The sequence below is a fragment of the Fortiea sp. LEGE XX443 genome, from assembly GCF_015206815.1.
In the GTDB taxonomy this organism is placed as follows: Bacteria; Cyanobacteriota; Cyanobacteriia; order Cyanobacteriales; family Nostocaceae; genus Nostoc_B.
Map to the genome: position 1 here is coordinate 1 of NZ_JADEXZ010000072.1, position 21,289 is coordinate 21,289.

19 protein-coding genes are annotated in these 21,289 nt (G+C 38.2%); 5 read left to right on the forward strand and 14 right to left on the reverse strand.

Going from position 1 to position 21,289, the window contains the following annotated elements; translation table 11 throughout:
• Positions 1-210: 210 nt before the first annotated feature.
• From IQ259_RS21595 to IQ259_RS21605, 3 genes are read left to right on the forward strand one after another with little or no spacing between them, the layout of a single operon-like run.
• Positions 211-411, forward strand: coding sequence for a hypothetical protein (locus IQ259_RS21595; RefSeq protein WP_193888041.1), 201 nt, complete (start codon positions 211-213; stop codon positions 409-411).
• Positions 383-829, forward strand: coding sequence for a hypothetical protein (locus tag IQ259_RS21600; protein ID WP_193888042.1), 447 nt, complete (start codon positions 383-385; stop codon positions 827-829). Before IQ259_RS21595 ends, IQ259_RS21600 begins: the two co-directional genes overlap by 29 nt.
• Before the next feature lie 53 nt (positions 830-882).
• Positions 883-1,869 (forward strand): VWA domain-containing protein, encoded by a 987-nt coding sequence (locus IQ259_RS21605; protein ID WP_193888043.1) that lies wholly within the window; start codon positions 883-885, stop codon positions 1,867-1,869.
• Here IQ259_RS21605 and IQ259_RS21610 read toward each other — a convergent pair.
• The 3 genes from IQ259_RS21610 to IQ259_RS21620 form a co-directional block, all read right to left on the reverse strand.
• The gene (locus IQ259_RS21610) at positions 1,837-3,432 is read right to left on the reverse strand and encodes a hypothetical protein (RefSeq protein WP_193888044.1); all 1,596 of its coding nucleotides are present in this window, start codon (positions 3,430-3,432) and stop codon (positions 1,837-1,839) included. The genes IQ259_RS21605 and IQ259_RS21610 overlap by 33 nt on opposite strands.
• A 33-nt stretch (positions 3,433-3,465) precedes the next feature.
• Positions 3,466-6,237: a hypothetical protein gene (locus IQ259_RS21615; RefSeq protein WP_193888045.1), complete on the reverse strand. Its 2,772-nt coding sequence runs from the start codon at positions 6,235-6,237 to the stop codon at positions 3,466-3,468.
• Positions 6,238-6,813: 576 nt separating this feature from the next.
• Positions 6,814-7,938 carry a 5'-methylthioadenosine/S-adenosylhomocysteine nucleosidase gene (locus IQ259_RS21620; RefSeq protein ID WP_193888046.1) on the reverse strand — a complete coding sequence of 375 codons (1,125 nt, stop codon included), beginning with the start codon at positions 7,936-7,938 and terminating at the stop codon, positions 6,814-6,816.
• A 269-nt stretch (positions 7,939-8,207) separates the two neighbouring features.
• Here IQ259_RS21620 and IQ259_RS21625 point away from each other — a divergent pair, with 269 nt between their 5' ends.
• A complete protein-coding gene (locus IQ259_RS21625) occupies positions 8,208-8,468 on the forward strand; it encodes a hypothetical protein (RefSeq protein ID WP_193888047.1) in 261 nt (86 codons plus the stop codon).
• A gap of 36 nt (positions 8,469-8,504) precedes the next feature.
• The gene (locus tag IQ259_RS21630; protein ID WP_193888048.1) at positions 8,505-9,926 is read left to right on the forward strand and encodes an energy transducer TonB; all 1,422 of its coding nucleotides are present in this window, start codon (positions 8,505-8,507) and stop codon (positions 9,924-9,926) included.
• 348 nt (positions 9,927-10,274) lie between these two features.
• On the opposite strand, the gene IQ259_RS21635 is transcribed toward IQ259_RS21630, so the two are convergent.
• The 11 genes from IQ259_RS21635 to IQ259_RS21685 all read right to left on the reverse strand — a co-directional run bounded on the left by IQ259_RS21635 (position 10,275) and on the right by IQ259_RS21685 (position 21,204).
• Entirely contained in the window at positions 10,275-10,850 is a 576-nt protein-coding gene (locus IQ259_RS21635; RefSeq protein ID WP_193888049.1) for a hypothetical protein, read from the reverse strand.
• Between the two features lie 34 nt (positions 10,851-10,884).
• Positions 10,885-12,447 (reverse strand): TrbI/VirB10 family protein, encoded by a 1,563-nt coding sequence (locus IQ259_RS21640; protein ID WP_193888050.1) that lies wholly within the window; start codon positions 12,445-12,447, stop codon positions 10,885-10,887.
• A 23-nt stretch (positions 12,448-12,470) separates the two neighbouring features.
• On the reverse strand, positions 12,471-13,151 hold the full coding sequence (locus tag IQ259_RS21645; RefSeq protein WP_193888051.1) for a hypothetical protein: 681 nt from the start codon (positions 13,149-13,151) through the stop codon (positions 12,471-12,473).
• Between the two features lie 76 nt (positions 13,152-13,227).
• The gene (locus IQ259_RS21650; protein ID WP_193888052.1) at positions 13,228-14,055 is read right to left on the reverse strand and encodes a hypothetical protein; all 828 of its coding nucleotides are present in this window, start codon (positions 14,053-14,055) and stop codon (positions 13,228-13,230) included.
• A 21-nt stretch (positions 14,056-14,076) separates the two neighbouring features.
• A complete protein-coding gene (locus IQ259_RS21655) occupies positions 14,077-15,120 on the reverse strand; it encodes a hypothetical protein (RefSeq protein ID WP_193888053.1) in 1,044 nt (347 codons plus the stop codon).
• A 22-nt stretch (positions 15,121-15,142) separates the two neighbouring features.
• Positions 15,143-15,928 carry a hypothetical protein gene (locus IQ259_RS21660; protein ID WP_193888054.1) on the reverse strand — a complete coding sequence of 262 codons (786 nt, stop codon included), beginning with the start codon at positions 15,926-15,928 and terminating at the stop codon, positions 15,143-15,145.
• A 56-nt stretch (positions 15,929-15,984) separates the two neighbouring features.
• The gene (locus tag IQ259_RS21665) at positions 15,985-18,732 is read right to left on the reverse strand and encodes a hypothetical protein (RefSeq protein WP_193888055.1); all 2,748 of its coding nucleotides are present in this window, start codon (positions 18,730-18,732) and stop codon (positions 15,985-15,987) included.
• Positions 18,680-19,057 carry a hypothetical protein gene (locus IQ259_RS21670; RefSeq protein ID WP_193888056.1) on the reverse strand — a complete coding sequence of 126 codons (378 nt, stop codon included), beginning with the start codon at positions 19,055-19,057 and terminating at the stop codon, positions 18,680-18,682. The genes IQ259_RS21665 and IQ259_RS21670 overlap by 53 nt, the downstream gene beginning before the upstream one ends.
• A 23-nt stretch (positions 19,058-19,080) precedes the next feature.
• Entirely contained in the window at positions 19,081-19,701 is a 621-nt protein-coding gene (locus IQ259_RS21675) for a hypothetical protein (RefSeq protein ID WP_193888057.1), read from the reverse strand.
• A 417-nt stretch (positions 19,702-20,118) separates the two neighbouring features.
• On the reverse strand, positions 20,119-20,388 hold the full coding sequence (locus IQ259_RS21680; RefSeq protein ID WP_193888058.1) for a hypothetical protein: 270 nt from the start codon (positions 20,386-20,388) through the stop codon (positions 20,119-20,121).
• 471 nt (positions 20,389-20,859) lie between these two features.
• Entirely contained in the window at positions 20,860-21,204 is a 345-nt protein-coding gene (locus IQ259_RS21685; protein ID WP_193888060.1) for a hypothetical protein, read from the reverse strand.
• Positions 21,205-21,289 lie beyond the last annotated feature (85 nt).

A 21,289-nucleotide genomic window follows, 5' to 3' on the forward strand; every position in this document is an offset into this window, starting at 1 on the left:
TTACAGAAGAGAGCTTTTCTCACCTCACGGGCATCTGGGCGACTATCTATAAATTCTTGTAGTTCTGCGATGGCTACGCCCGCCGCAGGCATCGCAGGTTGTAGATGCTGATCTATCATTGTTTGTTCTTAGACAGATATATTCCTCCGTATTATCTCGTACACTTTTTCAGAAATCAAATATGATTCCTATAGTATTCCAGAAAAATGTTTGTCTTTATGGTTTGAGACAAATGGGGTAACAATAAAATGCGAATATGAAAAAGCTGTGCAAATTCAGCAAAAAAAGCTATCTCAAGCAGAGACTGCTACTCTCAGACATAACCAAATTCTGACACTTTATCATCAGACCAACCCAGAAGAATTTTATCGGTTTATCTTTTATGATCGGTTCCTTGACCCGCAAGCTTAACGCACTTACTGTCACCCTGATTTGCGGAACCTGGACTTTACCAGTTTTAGCAAGTCCGAAATTAGAAGTTACGCCTAGGCTCCCGGAAGGAAATCGTGTAACGCTGTCGGTTAGGGTGCTAGATGAAAATAACATTCCTATAGATGGGTTGCGTGTTGAGAACTTTACAGTAAAAACAGCTAAAGTTTTAAGTACAGACGAACAAGGCACAACCACACAACCTACGTTCTCCTCTGTTAATAACCTGCAACTTGTTAAACCAGACGAGCGAGCTAAATCCGATCTTGCTTATGTAGTAATTTTGCTAGATATGAGTGGCAGTATGGCTCAGTTAGATCCTACAGGGGTGAGAAAATTAGATGGAGCGATCGTTGCAATTAGAAATTTCATTAAGTGGTGTTGCATAAATGCGGGATGATTTTCTTATATTTATCTCTCAAAACCTCTTCTTCTCTACGAGACGCTGCGCGAATGCGTACTTTGCGTACTTTGCGGTTCATTATTTCATCCCTAAATTCAGCAACGCCCATTAAGTTAGCTAGAGAAAGTAACCTTAACTTGAAAATTGCTGTTGTTCCATTTGGAGAAGATAAACAAAAGTCTGATTGCAACTATGAAGTTAATTCTGCGGAAATTGGTAATCGGTTACTTGAGGTTAAAGATTTAGTATTAGATACTCTGGTTGATCAACTAGCTAATCGTGTACCTTGTTCTGCAACAAATCTTTACGATCCTTTAGAAGAGGTGGTGAAGTATTTAGGAACGACAGCACAACGTTTCACTGATAGCGCTGAACGTCCTCCCCGACTTTCAGTTATTCTTTTTTCTGATGGGTTTGATACTGCTACCCGCAACTCAAATAACCCAGCTAGTGAGCCGAAACGATTTGCTGCTCTGAAAAATGCGCTCAAAACTAGTTCAGGAGTAACTGTACATACTCTAGGATATGGCGATCGCTTGAGTAAATTACGCAGTCGTGTTAATTGTACCCAAGCAATTAAGGATGGTGAAAACTTAATTAGCGATTTACTCAAATATTGTCAAGTTCCTAATGGCAAACTGGAACCATTAATTGTTGATGAACCTCGTTTGAAAGAAATCGCCTCTGTAACTGGTGGAATTAGCCAATTTCCTGAAAATGCTAATGAAGCAGCAAAAAGTTTAGAAACATTCTTTAAAACCTTGCGCGAATATCAAATACAGTATAATGAACCAACCGCAGATGCAGCAGAACAGTACCAAGTGGTAGTTCAAGTTACTTCACAACCAAGAAGTATTAATTTAGAATCAAAACCTCAAACGATTCGTTTCTCTAACTTTGTTTTTTACCAACTGCCTTTAATTCCCCATCGCCTGATAATTTTTCTCCTCTCATTATTAGGAACGGGGATAACAGTTCGGTTATTTTACAATTGGAGTCAGCGTTTAAAAGCTGAATCTGAGAGATTTCTTAGATAATAGTTTTAGATTATCCTGCAAGGGCAATGTTGTAGTTAAATGACCTTGACAAATATTATAACACCAGGATTCGATAATTTCATCTATTTCTGCGCGATCTGGATGCTTCTGTAACTTCTCTTGGAGAAACTTCTCAAACTTCAAGCGACCATTAATGTCTGAGTTATTAAAGTAGTGGGTTTTTGGATTATTTTTGCACAAATCATTGAGATGAATAGAATATTGCGGATTGGGGCTAACTCCCGGAATTGTCATGGTCAAAGTATACGTAACTAATTGTTGATTGGGGAAGAATACAGAATCGGGAAGACTATCGAAAGGAAGATAAACCAACTTATCAAAGTCTATAACATTTTCACTTTCAAAAGTTTTGTAGTCATCCAGTATTTTGAGGTATTTACCATTTCGTTCTAGAATCAGTCGATATTTTTGCGGATTTTTCAATTCCAATATAATCTCTACAGCTTCTCGAAATTCCTTAATGCGATCGCTACATCTAATAAATTCTTCTTTAAATTGTTTGGTTGCATCTTCGTGGATATAAAAACTGACTTGAATGATATTATCAGTTACCTGAATCAAATCATTAGTCTGCTCAATGATATTATCAGTTACCTGGGTCATAGTATTTAACCTGAGACTTGCTCTTACTTTCTTTTCTTGCTCAAGTTGACGAGTAATTTCTTGAGTATCACCATATAGTTTTAATAAACTCGTCTCTATCCTATTTATCTCACGATGTACTCCACACTCTTCAGTCAGTTCTAAAACCAGTTGTTCTAACTTTTCAATCTGTTTTTCTTTAAATATTCTCTGTCTTTTGAGCATTTCAATAATATATTGTTCATCAGCGTATAAATCATTAGTCTGCTCAATGATATTATCAGTTACCTGGGTCATAGTATTTAGCCTGAGACTTGCTCTTACTTTCTTTTCTTGCTCAAGTTGACGAGTAATTTCTTGAGTATCACCATATAGTTTTAATAAACTCGTCTCTATACTATTTACCTCATCATCTACTCCAAACTCTCCAGTCAGTTCTAAAACCAGTTGTTCTAACTTTTTAATCTGTTTTTCTTTAAATATTCTCTGTCTTTTGAGCATTTCAATAATATATTGTTCATCAGCGTATAAATCATTAGTCTGCTCAATGATATTATCAGTATTTGATGATTTATCTTCTTTTGCTTCTTCATCAGAATTATCTTCTGTTAAATCATCAAAGCCTGTGTTATCATCATCCGTATAATCATCAGAATAATTTGCACCAGAATTCACATCATTTGCTTCATCAAAATTGCTGTTTTCAAGCTTACATAGTTCTGTTTCCAGTGCTTCTATTTGATCCTCTAGTTCGTGAATCTCTCTCTTTATTTTATTTAGGGAGTGATGATAATCTGCAAGGGCATTTTCCAATTCAGGCTTTTGTAAAATGGATGCAGTATTTCTTCTGCGCTCAATACTATCTATGAGTTTTTCTAAATCATTTTTTTGCTTTGCTAAAGCATCTTTTCTTTCTTTTTTACTTGTTAAATCTCTTTTAACTTGATTTACTTTAGCCATATTAATTATTTAGTAATTTACTTTATTGATACTTTAATAATTACGTATTTTTTCTTCAATATCTTCTACTTCGTCATGAAGTTTATATTTCTCTTGTACAAGTTTATCTCGCTCATGGCGTAAATCTTCTAGTCTGGCTTCATACTCATGTTTCTGCGTAATAGAGGCAATATTTCTTCTTCTTTCAATCTTATCTATGTCTTCTTCCAGAATTTTAAGTTGGTCTTCTTTACGAAGAAGTTGGTCTTGTTTATCTCGCAATTGTGCTTTCAATTTAGAAAGACCAGGTTTTGGTGAAGTAGGCGATGCAGAATCTTTCATGTCTTTTGATTCTGTTATTTCTAGAGCAATTTGACTGACTTTGATTTCCAGTCCATACATATTTTTAATAACACCTAACCAGCTATATATATCTTTCTTAAGTTCATAACAATCCTGAATCTTGTAATTTCTAAATTGTTCTACAGAAAATCTTAAAAATATTCTTTCTAAATAAGATTCAATATTTTGACGAATTAAATCAATTCCACAAGTTTCTGCTTCCCGCGCCTCAATTCTTTGTTTTAAGGCTGTAATTTCTTTTCCATTGACAACAGTTTGTCTTTCTAGCTGCATCCTTTGTTCTTCAAGTTCAGCAATAACTCTAATAATTTCTTTCCGTTTTGCTAGAACTGTTCTAAATCCACTTTGGAAATTATACCAATCATTCTCACCAACTGATAGAACTTGGAATTTACCTGTCAAACAGACCTTTTCGACATCACTATTTATTGGTTGAAATTCTATCTCAAAATCACTATTTATAGCTATTAAATCTCCAAACAACTGAATTAAATCTGTATCACAAATTCTCAGAATAATACTAATAACTACTGCTTGAAAATGCTCTTTCAATTGTTGCTCTATTGCATCGCTTATTAGTTTTTCAACTGACTCAGTTTCGCCTCGTACCTGTGCGTCAAAGTAATAAAAGCGCATATAGAATCTTTCCAGTTCAATTTTAGTCATGACACGACTAATAGATTCCTGAATTTTATTTTTTATTTGCGTCTTTAGGTCATTCTCAGAATTTTGCAAAAATTTCCCAATTGATTGCAAATTCTCAATTCGCATCACAACAGTTGTTGCTAGTGCTACAGAACAGTCAGCATCTCTTGTGGGGTATTCTTGTTCACCAGTCTCAATATTGAAGTTTTCTTTCAGTGCCAGGACTTGTTCAAGCTCTGGTATTGATATAATTTGCGTAGCTCTATAACCAATTACACCAGCAGCTTCTTGAATTTTGTCTTGAACTTTTGATTCATACGTCTGATTTTTCGCTCCCGCAATAGTATTTTCTTCAGAAAAAAGAGCAACATATTCCGTCTCAAGAAGCAAGGATTTGACGATTTCTTCCAGTTTTTGCCCTGCCCATTTTTCTAAGCTTGGAGTTTCATCTTGATCATTGAGAGGAATTGCTTTATTTTTTATAGCGATACCGTATTTATAAGGATCATCAATTTGTAAATGAAGTGTGTTTCTAACTTGAATTTGCTTGTTGAATCCTTTAACGGTACAACTAACAGGATAATCATTAATTTCTAAGAAATCTTTGATACCTAATATTTTTCGGATTTCAAATTCTGGTATCGATATAATTTGCAACACTTCATAACCAATTGCATCCGCAGCTTTTTGAATTTCTGTAGCAATTTTTAGCTCATATGATTCTTGTTGTTGCTGAGGAAGAAGGTCAACAATTTCCAGTTGTGAAAATTGCGATTTGATAATTTTTTCTAGGTTCTGCTTTGCCCATTTTTCTAAGTTTGGCTTACCATCTTCATCGTTTAGCGGAATTTGTTGACTTTTGATAGCTGTAATATATTTAAGAATATCTGCAATTTGTAGCTGAACAGTATTATTAAGTGTAACTTCTTTCTCAAAGTCTTTAACAGAGCAAGTAATCAAGAAATCTTTAATTTCTAAGAAATCTTGTAGTGCCAATCTTCTTCTAACTTCTAGTTCTGGCTCGGAAATTAATCTAGTGACTGAATAGCCAATTAACCTCGATGCTGATTCAATAGCATTAAATACTTTTTGAGAGTAATTATTATTTTTATTTTCTAGAATTCTTGCGCTATTTGCAATTATTGGCTCGAACTCACTGATCAGATCAGCAAAGGTTTCGTTAGGAAGTATGGAATTTATTTCTTGTGCTAACCTCTGTTTTACCCATATTTCTAAGTTAGGCTTACCAGATTCATCTAATGGTATTAGTCGATTAGCAACAGCAGTGCGATAACTACTTAAATCAATTAATTGCAAGTTAATAAAATTGTTGACTCGAATATTTTCTTTGAGTTCTTTAAGGAAGCAATCAATTTGATAGTCTTGAATTTCTAGAGATTGTTTTAAAGAAAAACGATTTTGAATTTCGTCAATTGATTTAGAACTAAAAGACAAATAAGCAATTTTTCGCCCTTTATCAATTAAAGCGCGATTTAAGCTAGTTTCTATTTCTTGACGAATGGAGTACTGGAGTTCGGTAACAAATTTATGTAGATTGACATTTTGGAGAAAGTACTTATTAATTTCTTCTTTAATCGTCATTAATAAAAGCATTTCTCGTCCGCGATTTCTAAATGCTCTGTCGCGGTTTTCTATATCAACATCAAGAATTGCTTCAAGTTGTAACTCTAACTCTTGATCGTAATCCGCAATGCGTATAGGTAAAGTAATCAGACCTGTATTATAAGGCTTAAGTTGATCGGAATCTGGGCGATATACTGGCTGAAAGTTAGAGGATATTCTGGTTTCAAGCTTCAAACCAGTTTCTTGTTTTGCTTTCTCTTGTAAATTTCTTCTCAGATTCTCAACTTCAATGTCGAAATTGTCAATAATATGAGCAGTATTATTATCTGCAAATTCCTTAACCCATCTTTGGATTTTTGCACTTACGATGTTGGTAGGTGAAACGTCGTGATATAAAGCTAATGCAGCTTGCTTAATATTCTTGGAGTCGCAGGTTGCGCGATAATCAATAGTAATATTTAGGTTACGATTAGTGGCAAAGTCTGATATTTGACAGGCTAATCCGCTAAACTCTATAGTAAGCTTACATAGTTCTGTTTCCAGTGCTTCTATTTGATCGTGAAGTTTATCAATTTCTTCTTCTACTATACTCAGCGATCCTTTTTTATTTGTTATTGTATGTTGTAGTTCATCCTTTTTTAGGATAGGATAGATTCATTGTTTCTTCTATGTTCCAGAGTGTCGATAAATTTTACTAAATCATTACGTTGGTTGTTTTTCAACTCAAGTTCTTTTTTCTTATTTTCAAATTGCCTGATAATTTGAGATATTTTTGACATAATAAATATTACATAATAGAAATTTGTTTGTTTAGTTATTATCTAGCTTCCATTCAATTTCTTCTATTTCGTCACAAAGAATATCTATTTCTTCCACAAGCCTGTCTAGTTCTTTACGTAAATCTTCTAGTCTCCCTTCATATTCATCCTTTTGCAGAATACTGACCAAATTTCTTCGCCTTTCAATTTCGTCTATTTTTTGTTGTTGAGTTCTAAATTGGGCTTCTTTTAGAGCAAGTTCTTCTTGTTTGCGCTGTAATCTTGCCTTGAATTTAGAAATACCATTTTTTGAAATAGGAGATGCAGAATCATTTGGCTTATTCTGGCTAGAAGTTGCATTATCCATGTTCTCTTTATTTCTAACTTCTTTTGATTTTGTTATTTTGACCTCAACTTCAAGCCCAAATGTAAATTTTGCCAACACCTCAAACGCGAAAGCACTAGCGTGACGAGATGCAATCTTTTGCGAACCCTTAGCATCGGCATCACTTTTGTTATTAATTAAATCTGAAATTCCGCGAATAATTAAAGCATTGATTTCTGGATATGCTCGCAATGAACTCAGAACACCATGACTTTCCATTTCCACAGCCAAAGCATCACCATAATTTGACTGCAAGAGTCGGTAAATATCAGAATTAGTGGATGTAACTACTTTATCTCCTGCGGCGATCGCTCCCACAAATACCTTTGGTTGGCTGCTTCCTTTATTGTTATCATTCTGAATACGCTTGAGCCAATCTTCCTGTTTTGCCTCAAATCTAGCTATTTGCTCTAGGCGGTAACTTACCATTCCTACACTTGGTCTAGGTAGAAATGTGGTATCTATAACTTTGCCCGATTCATATCCATAAACTTTTGTTGCAGCAACCACATCCCCTAGTGCAACATCCTTAATTCCACCAGCAACGCCAACAAAGCAGACAACAACTGGTTTAAAGTAAGTAATGGCACGCTCTACTTCAACTGCTGCATTAGCGTTGCCCGCACCTATTTCAACAATTCCAACTTCCCATAACTGACCATTACTAAAAAAGTTACCTCGCTCATAAATTGTTTGCGTCGTCGGGTGTGTCTCTTTTTGCAAGTCAGTAAGGTGAGCGCGAACAGCCATATACTCTTCAGGAATAGCAGTGAGTATAACCGCGCAAGGCATAGCTTAACCTCTTGTTGAAATTGCTATTTCCTTATTCTGACTTTTTTTGTCAGTATTTGCACTATCAGTATTTTTAACTTTACAGTAAATTTCTTTTAACAATTGTCATTAACTTAAGGTTATTGATAATGAATGCGGGAAAAGCTATAGTGCATCGTTGCTTCAAGACTTCCGTAAAAAGTCAGAGCGCCTTCGTCTTAAACTCCTCATAGTTTGTAAACTGTAGTAGCTACAATTTATAAGTTTTGTTTACTGCTGTAGCTATTATTATGAGCAATGAGAGGAATAGAGAAACTAAAGATTACTATAATAGCTACAATAAATCTGAAATTAAAAAGGCGATCGCCCTCCGTCAAGAGAAATGCGATCGCCTTTTATTCAACCCCGTTGAGGGCTGGTTTATAATTTCCTTTGCAAAAGCTGGTTGTTTGGGAAGAAAACTGTTTTTTCTAATTAAAAAGATTGTCATAGCCGCAGCAATGCAACAAAGACCTCATTTTTGGCTTGATATTTATAGCGAGGCATTATAAAATTGCAGAGTTTACTGATAATAGGTGGCAATAACTATGAGCTTTTCCAGCATTGCTGTTGAGCAACGGTCTAAAGAAGCTCAAGCTCTGAAGTTATTTCTCGGTTACAGTTTGGTAGGTTCCCTCGCACTGCATATTGTCTTACTGGCTTCGGGTATAGGCAATTTTTTAGCAAGAGTACCCACTGAAGAAGAACCCATAGAAATATTGATCGCTGATACTCCTGCGCCAGAAATAGAAAAAGTTCTTATAGAAGAAAAAAAGGAGCTACCTGATAAAGTTGTATCTCGGACTCCTGAAAAGTTACTTGTTATTCCTCAAAAACAGTCAATAGCACCTGCGCCAGTTCAAAAATTAGTTGAAAGACCTCAAATTCAGCCTGTTCAACGTCAACCAAAGCCGGCTATCCAACCATATAAGCCTTCAACCTCTGCCAGCAACCCTATTGTATCTAATACAGTTACTCCTAGTTCCAAGACTACGCAGACATCTACAGGCACTGGTGGTGGTTCAGGTTCTAGCAGTAGCTCCGAATTAACTAGCACTGGTAACAGTGGTGGTTTAGGTTCTAGTGGCGGCCCGAGAATTTTAACTGGCACTGGTATAGGTATCGGTAGTGGTAATGGTACAGGCACTGGCAGTGGTACAGGTAGTGGCACTGGTAACGGTACAGGTAGTGGTAATCCAGTAGCGGTAGCACCAAAGCCGCCGAAGATTGAAGCCCCAAGCAATCGGGTTAATGATAATAATGGTCGTGCAGCTTGTCGTCAATGCGATAGTAAGTATCCCGAACGAGCCAGACGACGAGGGGTTGAAGGCAAAGTAGGTGTTGCTGTTGATACCGATGCTAATGGAAATGTCACTAATGTCAGATTGACTCGTTCTAGTGGTAGTCGAGATTTGGATGAGGCGCATCTAAGACAAGCTCGTGAGTGGAAACTTAAGCCTTCAGAAGGGGGAAGACAAGGAGTATCAATTGAGACTGATTACGCTATGCGCGGCTCACGAAGATATCGAGAAGCCCAAGAACGCAAGCGACAAAGACAAGCCAGAGAAGCCGAACAAAGAAATCAACCAACAGCAACTGCTAATCAAACTTCAACTACTGAAACTCCTAGACGCAGACGGCGTTTAACTTCAGGAACTATTGTTGATGTTCCCCCAGAACCAAGGCAGAGACGAGAGTCAGCATCTGCATCAGAAAACACTCCGCTTCGTCGTCAGTTACGTCAGCGTATTAACAACAATAACAACAACACACCACAACCGCGTCCGAGTCAAGCAGCTACATCAAGTGGTGAAAACAACTCACCAGGAGTGTCACGTCGTCGTCGCCGTCGTCCAGATTCAGCTGCAACCTCCAATAGCACCAGTAAATTGCGGAATGCGCTGCGTCGTTCTCGACAACAATCTGAGTCTGCGCCGGCTGCTCCTTCCTCAGAGCCAAAGAATGAATAATAACGCGGTGTGCAACTTTCTTTCAAACCTAACCCCCACTTCCCTACCGGAGAGGTAACCTGCGGGTTCGCGGTAGCATCTCGTAAGAGAAGCAAGCTATGGATAGGAGTTTTAAGAATAAGTCGCACATCGCGTGAATAGTAAGTAATCAGACAGAATTAATTACACAAATTTTTGACTGTAACCTGTAACCGTTCGGCTGACGCTCACGGCGGAAGCCTTTAACCTGTTACCTATCTCCACCCATGAATTTTATTGTGTCCGACTACTTATTGTTGTGTTTGCTTAGAGACTGATATGAGGGCGCACTTACGCCCTCAATTCTGTATAGCTGGCTCTGTGAATTTTTCACCTGGGATATTTGAGACAAGGAGACTTGTCATCTGCGGAAGCTTCATCGGCATAAATGGCTAAAGTATGATAGCCGGGGTCAGATTCTGTATAAAGCACTTGAAAAGTGTACAGCTTACTTTTACCTCGCCCTTCAGTAATCACTGTTAAAAGTGTTTTGTCTGTATTGGGCAGTCCTGGAATTTTTAGTTTGGGAATACGCCTGAGTTGAATGACATTTGCAGCTGAGTTTTTACAATCTCCAGAATTGAAATTACGATCTTGACCGAACTGCGTACATACTGGCCCATCAAAATCTATAGTTACTTGTGATGGGTCATTTAACCACACTTTTTTAATTGTTTCTCCCGCTGGCAAAAAGCTTAAATTTGTACCTTGCACATAAGAAACAGTGACAGTCGGGACTGTTCCACTTAAACCCTGTGCTTGGCAAGAAAGCATAGAACGCAGAACCGCATTTTGGGCTAAAGCACGGCCAGCAAGCAATAAAATTCCCGTTGAAACAATTAAGGAAGCCAGAGATAAGAAAGGGGAATAACCTGGAGTGGATTTTTGAGACTTAGCATGTTTCATGACGGCGATCGCTAAACTACATCAGGATTAAAAATTAAAACTGCAACACTTGATTAACGTATACTTCAACTTCTTTGCCAGCAGGCAAAAACCAAACGTTAGTTTGTTGGGTTAATTGAGCGATCGCCTGTTGATTGCGTTGTGAAATTTGGGGAACCACAGAGTTAAAACCACCTTCCAAAACACCAGCTAAAACGTTAGTCCTGGGATTAGTATTGCTGATGATAGTACCTGTAGCGGTTGTAGTTACGACTTGTGCCTCTGTACGGTTAAATAACTCTGCGGCTTTACCGACACCACCCAACACAAATAGCCCTAAATCCATCCCGGCAATAGCTCCGCCTCGATCGGGAAATTTATTAGCTAGTAAAGGTCTGCCTTTAACACCACGAATAATAATGGCATTGTTAGGCAAGCTTCTTTCTGTGAGAACACCATCATTTTGTGAGACAATTTTGATAACATTCAACTGCAACAAACCTTGTTCCGAAAGCGATTTAATTTCAGCTAATAACTCAGTTTGTGCAGGGATGGCAACTTGACCATCTGTAGACTTTAAAGGTTGTTTTAACTGGATAACAAATACGTTTTTGTCTTCCTCGTCTTTGTTGTTATTTCTTGATCTAGTAGTTTCCCCAAAAATTGCGGTAGCTACCACAGCTTTAGTACTAGTACCAACAGCCACAGATTTCGGACCTTGGTTTTGTACTGGGTTAAGTCCAGGCGTTGGCTGAGTTTGAGGTTGTGTTAGCTCCGGTGAGGCGACAGTATCGTTATTGCTGGGTGTGGGAGTTTGACTAACATTAACCGCAGATGTGCCAGTTGTCGAAACCTGACCGTAGCTGCCTAGTTTAGCTAACTTTGCCCACTCCTGAAGCGGATCTGGCGGAGCCGGTGGAGTCGTCACTACGGGTTGTGTTGCTGGGGAAAATTCGGGGACTGGAGGATTCTGCGGAACAGGGGATGAAACAGCAACGGGTTTGTCTGGAGCGCGGGCTGGAACTATCTGAGGGACATACACTGTCCGTACTGCTGGCTGTGTATTTCTGGCTGTGGCTTCACGGTTAGAATTCGGTCTGGTATCTGACTGTGAAACTAATCTAGCTCCATTTCTGAGATTTTGTTGAGATGCAGCGACTTCATCTATTTGTTCTGCGAGAGCTAATTTTGTTTTCAGACTCTCGATTTCCTGTTGTAGGTCTTGCTGGCGGGGGGTAGTGGTTACTGTTGATGGGTTAGGAAGGGTGACAACATTTTTAGCCTTTTGATTGCTGCCGTTCATTAGTTGTGATAGAAACCCACCTGTTAACAAAACTACTACTAAAGTTGCAGATCCAACTAGGGTGAGTTTGGCAAAAGGATTCGCAGAAAGGGGTTGAGTGGTTTTAACTTCTTGTGGTTCAGAAGTTAAAGCTTCGGGAATGTCTAGCTCTTCTGTAGCTTCGACATTTACAGTTTGTGATTCATCCTCAAAGCCTACTAATCTTGCTATTTTGGATTCCCAGTCTGAAGATTCTGCTTGTTTTTGAGAATCAGGGCTGGGGCGATTTACAAGACTTTGATGAGGAAGTTCTGAAGAAATGGAATAAGAAGTCATAAGTATATAGCTTGGTGATAATATCAAGAACAAGTTTTGTCTTTTATGTCACATATATTGTAAATTTCTAATCTCGCTTCGCCAAGACGGTAAGCTGCTACATTCCACGACAGAGGTTTTTCAGGTAATGATGTCGCTGCTTCATCGACGACTCGGACTAAGATTTGTTTATTAAAAGAATTTGATTCTCCTAATTTGTCATAATTACTAAAACTTAATTGATGAGCATAAGTCTCTACTTTCCAGGCTCCTTCTGCTATTTTGATAGGCTGAGAAATGCTATCGATAACTAATACATATTCACTACCTTTATTGATGATTTCAAATTGAGATCCTGATTTTAAATTGGTCAGTTCTAAAAGTAATTTTTGTTTAATATTATTGGATAACATCTGAGAACTAATATCCCAGGCTATTTGTGGGGGTTGTTGCTCTGACCAAGTTAGCATGAGGCTCATGGTTTCGCCGACAAAGCGGCGAATTACTTCTGGATGTCGCTCAAAGCTTGGTTTAGGATCTACAGTCATCGATCGCCCGTCGAGCATTTGTACCAAGCTTTGGGGTGTTAATTGTTGTTTGAGAGCCTCTACCATAGACCCATGAAACAGCAATAACAGTAAGGCGAACACATTTAAGCCAAATGTGGCAACGGCAAATAGAGGTAAAATGTTACTTTTTTTATTTTCTGTCTTGAGTATTTGCATAAATACTATTTATTGGGAGTAGGGAATGGAGAATAAAAAATAGGGAAGAAGTCATGACATTTTTTGTTTGGGATGGTTATCTGATAAAACTACTGCTTGGACTGCGATTGAGACATTGATTTGTTTTATCTTCTTGGCTACTATACTCATCTAACAAACATAAATTCCGAATTTCGTAAATTTCTAGTTTGTCTGTGCGAGTGCTATAAATTGCTTTTTGCAGGTCTGTGCTATTTTCACTAAGAGGGTAGGGAAAATAATCAACTGCACGTACCAATAAATCTTTATTAAATGGCGTAACTTTTCGGCGATTGTCAGAGCGTTTGATTTGAATTAAATCAGCTACCATGCCAATACGCCATTTTCCGGGGGAAATTTTTTCGGGAGGATAGAGGCGCTTGATAACTAATTGTGCTGTTATAGTTTGGCTGGGATTGTTAGCAAAAACTTCTGGTGGTGTAAGTTCAGCGATCGCACTTAATACACCTTTACGAAAGTCTTCAGAAATTGCAAAGCTGGCTATCCAAGTACTTGTAGTGACGTTTCGATTACCACCTTTTAAGGTTCGCACCTGTATTCCTGTGTCTGGTTTGGGTTTGGCGACTTCTTCAATGGTTTGTGGTGGTAAGTTTCCCGACCAGTTAAACATTGCAGTCATCGTTTTACTGACGAACCGACGAATGGTTTCAGGGTCTCTTTCTAAGTCATCAATTGCGGCTACTTCTTTACCATCAAGCATCTGCACAAAGTTAGGTGGTTTTCTCAGACTAAGTTGGCGAATAGTTAAGCCTTGAAAGATAAAGAAAATTAACACTAAAATTTGCAAACTGAAGGTGGCGATCGCAAAAGTTGTCAACACGCTTCCTGTTTGTTTTTGCTGTCTTTTTTTGAGCAAATTTACCATAGATTCACCCCCCAAGAATGGCTATATCCGATCCCTCACCAACGATTCTGTATTACTAATAGCGCTAAAAACTGCAAAACCCCCGGCCGCAGCTAAGAATAACGATAACAAAGGTGCTAGTATTCCCAGAAAAATGATGAACCACGTTAAATCTGGACTAGCGTTGATATCTTGTCCCGGCCCATTAACGATCACTGCGGCTGTCAATGCTGCAACAATATTGAAAGAAATCTTGGCAATCCCAGCAGCTAAAAACCCTGTCATCCAAGCAAAAATCGGCTTTCCAGCACCAGGTAACAATGAAGCACCTACTGCTATAGGCCCCAAAGCTGCTATCAGCAACATCGTAGCTTCTAGCAAATTTTGAAAAGCATATTGTAACGAGATTAGAAAGTTTTTAATAGTTGTTTGCCCTGTATTCCCCAAGAGAGCGTTAAATGCAGCATCAGTGACAATTCCTGTACCAAATCTAATTTGATTAACCTGATTTTCTAGCCTATCTATCCAAGTTTTATTCCCATATAAATTTCTGTATTCTTGCCAGAGCTGACTAATTTGTTCATTAGCTTTACTCAAACATTGAGTTTGTTGATCGCCAGTGAGTGCTTGACAAGGACGCAGTAAAGAACCCGCTACTTCTTCAGCCACACTCATATTCAGTGCTTGCTGATAAGTTTGTTCATTATCTGCTGTAGCTACTACTTGCTGATTCACAACATTGATGAAATTTCTCACCCCCAAAGTTAAATTTGAAAGTACACTACCATCGCCGGGGTTACTTAATAAAACTACGACAACAAAAGGCCAAATCAAACCAGATATCGGGCGAGAATACTCACTGTAAATAACATCTTTTAGCCATTGCACCATAAAAAATAGGAGAGTACCTACAGCGAAAAATACACCCAAATTTGTAAGCGCTCCATATAAGTTATTACTGGTGTTATTTTGTAATAATTCTACCCATTGATTATCCCAACTTTCAGAAATACTTCTAGCTGTTGTTGCTCCATTTTCCAGAGTATCAGTAATGCCTGGAAAAGCTTGTAAAAAATAAAGCTGCATTTTTATTCACAATTTTTCTATACTAATTTGTATTTTGTCGTCCAAATAAATCTATTTGAGAAGAAGTCCGTAAAAGTCTTGCGGCTTCTGCTGCTGAATCAACTCGCCGAGCGCGGTTTGTTTCTTCTACTTGCTGAGAAATATTGGCTAAATTTAAATTAGAGTATTGCAAAGTTTGATTTGTTTGTACTGTTTGAGCAAAATTTTCTGCGGCAATTTTTGATTGTTCTTGGAGGATTTTGATAGTTTGTACTTGAACATTAGATTCTCTAGAAGCCGCACATAATGGGTTAGCTACGTTAGTCGGATTATCACACGCAATACTTGTAGCAGACTGAATAATTTGATTCAAAAAATCATCGGCATCTTCAACAGACTTGGCGATTATTTCTATACTTCTTTCTGTATCTTCTAATTTAGTTTTTAGGCGTACTTGTCCGTCTCTACCAATCACGCCAGCTACAGCCCCACGAGTAACTATGCGGTTGATTTCATTACTAACTCCTGCGCCATTGACAGCTGAATTATTTTCATATCTTCCTGATACGGAGTTAATAAAAATCTCATCGCGTACTTGCTTTCCTGCTGAAACTGGATCGGGTATATTCAATTCTCCACTGAAATTACTAAGAGCGCTTTGAGTTCTAATATCTAGGGGTCTGAAAGTTTCATTGATATTACTTCTGAGATAATTTTGTAAATCTACAGAGTAGGATTGAAAATCAGTCCAGACTTTTCCTAGTTGTGCCATTGCTGGTAAAACTAATAAACTAGAAAAAATTAGTGTTAATAGAGTTGTTTTCTGCATGATTTTCACCTAAAAGTATGTGAATCAAATAATTTAATTATTATTCATTTTTCTATTTAGCCACCTCGCAGAGAGGCTAATAACTGACGTGCAAATATAGAAATTGCTTCATATTTATCACTATGTTGTTGCATTGTTTTTCTCCGGGCAGTTTGCTCGTGGGGATTGTTAGCAACTACGGCTAATTGTTCGTAACCTGGATAGTAGCGGCAAAATGTGTAAATGCCGTTATCATCTAATAACCATTGGCTATACACTCCTTCTTTGCGCGGAAAAAAGCTTTCGGAGGCATTACGGGCAATAATATCGCGGGGATATTTTAAAATATTGACAAAGCTATCAACTGCCACTGGTTGGATACGACCGATTAATCTGGTTGACAAGTTTTGCAGAATTTTTGATGCGGCTTTGGATTTAGCAATTGTGTCAGGGTCTTGTCCTGATAGGATGACTCTAATCCCTGCCTTGGCTCCGTTGGCGCAAATTCTGCCTACTAAGTCAGCAATTTGGTCAAATTCAAAGAGAATTGGAGCTTCATCAATAAAGAAGATAGAAGCGGGACTGCTTAAGGCGCGGCGCAAAGCCGCGGAATAAGCACTTAAAGATAAGATTGCGGCATCTTCATTGTCGGCAAGGTTTCTGAGGGCAAAAACCAAAAGTTGGGAATCGGTGGGAAAGCTGGATGGTGCAGAAATCGATTGTCCCACACGGCTAGAAAGCCAAAACCGCAAGCGTAGTTGAATTTGACTCAAAGCGTCTTCAACTCTGCCACTGACAGAATCTAGACGCAGGTGTTCTGGGGAGCAAAAATAGAGAAAATCGTTTAAAGTCGGCGTTTTTTGCCACTCTGGACTCCCAAATCCGCCGTTGATGGCTAGACGATATCGTTCTTGGATACCTTCATCAGCAAAGAAGGCTCCTAGGGCGAGGTTAAGGAGGGAACGCACAGTTTGAGCGAGCAACTGATTTTCGGTTGATGAGCCTAAAACCATTGTCATTAAGGCTGATTCGAGAAAGGCGACATAATCGAGTAAGCGATCGCGTTGTTCTTCTGTACTGAGCGATCGCAAATCAGGTTGTTCAAATAAGTTGTTCGATTGTTTGGAAATATCAAAGTACGCCCCATTCCCTTCCATAAACTCGGTATAGTCGGTGAAGGTGGATGATCCGTCTGGTTTGGGGAAATCTAAGGCGACAACAGGAATGTTATGTGCCAAAGCTTGGGTTAAAATTCCCGATACCAAAACTGATTTACCTGCGCGGGTAGTGGCAAACAAAGCTAAATTTTTGTGTTGGTTAAACAAGTCTAAATGTATCGGTGTGCCGCCTTCTTCCGCTACTAACTCAAAGCCATATTTATCACCGGCTTTCGTCATTACTAAAGGCATTAATCCCGGCACTTCACTAGTTAAATATAACTGTCTGCGGTTAAAGGGACTAACTAACAACCCTTCCCAAACTATTGGTAGAGATTGCAGCCAAATTTTCCAGGCATATTCTGTTTCTCGAATTACCTGCGCGGGACGTTGAAAACAGTTTTCAATATATCTGATGGCTTCATCTAATTTTGCTTGGTTGGGACGATGCACAAAAATTGCAATTCCCGCATGAATTGGTACGGCTCCTTCATACAATTGTTCTTGGGCTGCTACGGATTTTTTTAGTTTTAATTGCGCGTTGACATCAATTGTTTTACTCTTTTCTTGCGCCGCGAGTGCTGATACATTGGACTGTTTGAGGACTCGTTGCAAAGTTGTTTTAACTATGGCAGGATTTGCGGCTGTTAACTGACAAAAAATTTCTGTATCGACTACTGTTTCTCTAGCTAAGAGTTCCCAGAGATATCGCAGTTGAGAAAATTTATTCGTCCAACCACCTGGTTTTTCCAGAAATGCCATCGCGCCGATGTAATGATTGTTAATGTTTACCCAGCGGCGATCGGCGCAAGGGACACTAGAATCCATGAGCAAGGTTGTGCTGTGGATATTTTCAACCAGCAATTTGCTACTAGCTAAGTCTGAATTAACTTGTTCATGAAGTCCAGTGTCATCTAATGTGAGTAGTTGGGGAATTTCTATGGGTGGTGTATCGTTAAATCTCAACCATATTTCTTCCCAAAGTTCTTCAGAATTTAAGGGTTTGATATCTAACCCCATTTTGTTAGATAATATTTGTTCCCAAAGACAAAAGCCTTGTTTGTAAGCATCTGCTATGAGAGTTTCCAGGCGTTGATTTTCAATTTCTTCGAGTTCGCCTTTAAATTTCAACCACCACGATTCTGCTCTTGCCAATAATTTTTCAATCCAATCATCAGCATTGGTAGAATGTGGTTCTACAGTGTAAGTTACATAAATTCTCAGAAATTTAGGCTTGCGAATTCCAGAAGCAGTAAGTTCTCTAATTCTGGCTCTTTCTGCCATTACTAAATATTTAATATCTCTAGAAGGCGAACGTTTTATTAAATCCGCTAGTTCTTTTTGGCGCTGTTTATCTGAACTAAAAGATCCCATATGCAATGTCATTCGTTCGCCTTCGGGTATATCTTTTAGCCCAGATTCAATATTATTAAATATAGTATTGATTTGTTCGGATCTTAAGGTGGTATGGATACCTCTACATTCAAAACCAAAGACAAAACAAAATCTATCTCTTTGAGTTCCTTTCGCTAATATATAAGCGCCAAGATCACGCCCATCTACTGCGATGCGTAGCATTGTTGCTAAGTGTAAGGCATCTTCAAATGGTGTTAATCTACTTTCGTTTCCTGGGGTACCGATGCTTTTTTTTCCGATTTTTTGCTTCATGATTAATTTCCAGCAAGCTTTGATAACGAGCAAAGCCTCTAGTCCAAGTGGGAACTCCAATAAATTTACTTAAAAAACGCCAACTCCTACCACCAGATAAAATCCACCAAGTTGCTATTCCCCAACCAGCTATTAAGATTGTCCACAACCATTTTTGAAAATCATCAGCAAATAAGCCACCAAAAACGCCATTAATGATAAAGTATGAAGTTAGGGCAATTACTAACCAAGGAAAAATTTGATCGGCAGGAATTGGCCCTAATGACGGTTGTGCGCCTAAGATTTGATTGACTGGACGAAAATCTTGCTCCCGTTCTTCAGACATAAAATTAATTGAATCATCTACTACTAATTACCAGGATTACCAATGATGAAGCCTGTAAGTACATCAGCAATAGTCACAGCAAGGACAACTAATAAAGGTGTTCTTGCGATGCTTTGCCAATCTTCGTCTTTACGCACTGCGTTTATTACCCCAATTAGGGAAACTGCAATATAGAGCAAGTAAATACCCCGCAAGACGTTAAATATTAAACTAACTGCTGTGTTTGTACCAGCAGCATTGGTTGTTGTACCGGCTGTAAGGTTATTTTTGAAAAAATCTTCGGCTCGCCTAAAAAATTGTGCTTGTGCAGGATCAGCAAAGTAATCTAGCCAAAATAAGCTGAGGATAAGGACTGGTGTCAATATTTGTAAAAGTATGCGCCAGCGTTGCGGTAAATTGACTTGCTGCCCAATTTGTTGTATTGCTATAAAGATTAAACTGCCAATTAGTAAACCGAAAAGCAGGATAGGGCTTTTTAAGCTGATAACGCTTAAAAATACGGCACAAGCCAGTAAAAACGGGACTGATTCTATTAAATTAATGCGCCAAAATTCAAATATAGCCTTGATGTTAGGCAATTTTTTCACAGCCCTATTATTTACAATTTTGTGAATGTAGCCTGCACGATAACCCTGTCTAGACATCTGTTATTTCCCTTAGTTATTTTTTAAAAAATTTAGTTGTTGACTACTGAAAGCCATGATAATTTAACACAAATCATTGTTCATATAATAGAGATTATGTGTCTAAAATATAATATATATCCATGCTCTTACTAATTATTAAGATCAAGTTAATCAACTCTTAACATTGAGTAAAATTAATAATATTTTATAATTTTTTCAAGTTTTTGTTTTTCAATGCAACATTCCCCTCTGACTCTATCTATTACACAATCAATTGCTTCATTTACGGTTTTTAACTCCCCAAGAAGCTACTAAATAATAAGATTCGTAGCATTAAATGTGCCACTTTGTCTTGAACAATGCTAGACAGAGAGAAATCTTGTGGTTGATACTCATCGCACCAGTGTAACTCAAGGCTTGTACTGAACTAGAAAACTAGTGTAATTGTGCAATAGTTGTCAATGATAATGGTAAGTGCTGTTTGCAGAGGTGATGGCTAATTTTTACACAGCGATCGCCTGAGTTTTTATTTCTCCCAGACGATAGGCGCTGTATAACTACTGTGTGATTCTGCTGTTGTCTGAGAATCAACTTTGGCAGTTTTTTATCAGCAGGCGATCGCAATTGATACTGGTTTAAATTATCAGTAAAGGAGCTTTGCTCTACGTGATTACCCGCAATTTTATTGAGGTTGATGTGGAGCATTGGCACGTTTTTGTTAAAGAACTGTAATTTGACAGTAATCTTGTCAAGTTTAGCACAATTATGACAGTATTTTTTATACGCAAAGAATAAACAATTTGCCTTGTATTGAACTAACCTGTCAATTAGCCACATCAGGTAATTCAAGCCTATAGGTTATGAATATTTATTATTGAGTCAAGCTAGACGTGAAGACAATACAGTTCGGATAAAAATTTTCACCAATCAAAAATGCCTGTAGAGACGTTGCAATGCAACGTCTCTATAATCCACCGATAAGGTTAACTGTACGGTATTGGGAGTGAAGAGGGTTCTGACTCAATTTACTTTTTGTAAATTATTTGAAATTACGAAGGGTAGGCGCAAATGTTCTTTGTGCCTACCCTTCTCTTTGAGAAGCTAACGCGTAGCTTGAGTACAGAAATGCCTAGTGGTGAATGGACGAAATCAAAAAAGTTGACTGCGGAACCACCACTACCACCAAATGCGATTACCATTTTCGTCAACTCTGGCTTGACGAATGACATCCGAAATCTCTTCAGCGTCTTTTACATGGTGAAGCGCCTTTTTTTCGCCGTCGGGTTCTTCGACAACGAAGTAAGTAGGAACTGTAATGCGATCGCCTGTAATGTCGGGTGAATCGACAGCTACCTGTTTTGCTTTCTCTTCTATAGATTGGGGTTTATCTTCAATTCTATCGCCAGGGTTAGCTGTCAGGTTTCTTTCTTTAGCTGTTAGTTCTTCGCGTGAATGCCAATCTTTACTTACAGGCTGCTTAATTTCTGGTTGATTATTTTGATTTTCCGCTTCTTTAGTCATGGCTATTCCACAAATTAAAATTATGTATTCACTAACTTAATTTATAAAATTGAAGCCATGATTAAGTCTTTCTTCAGAGAGAGTT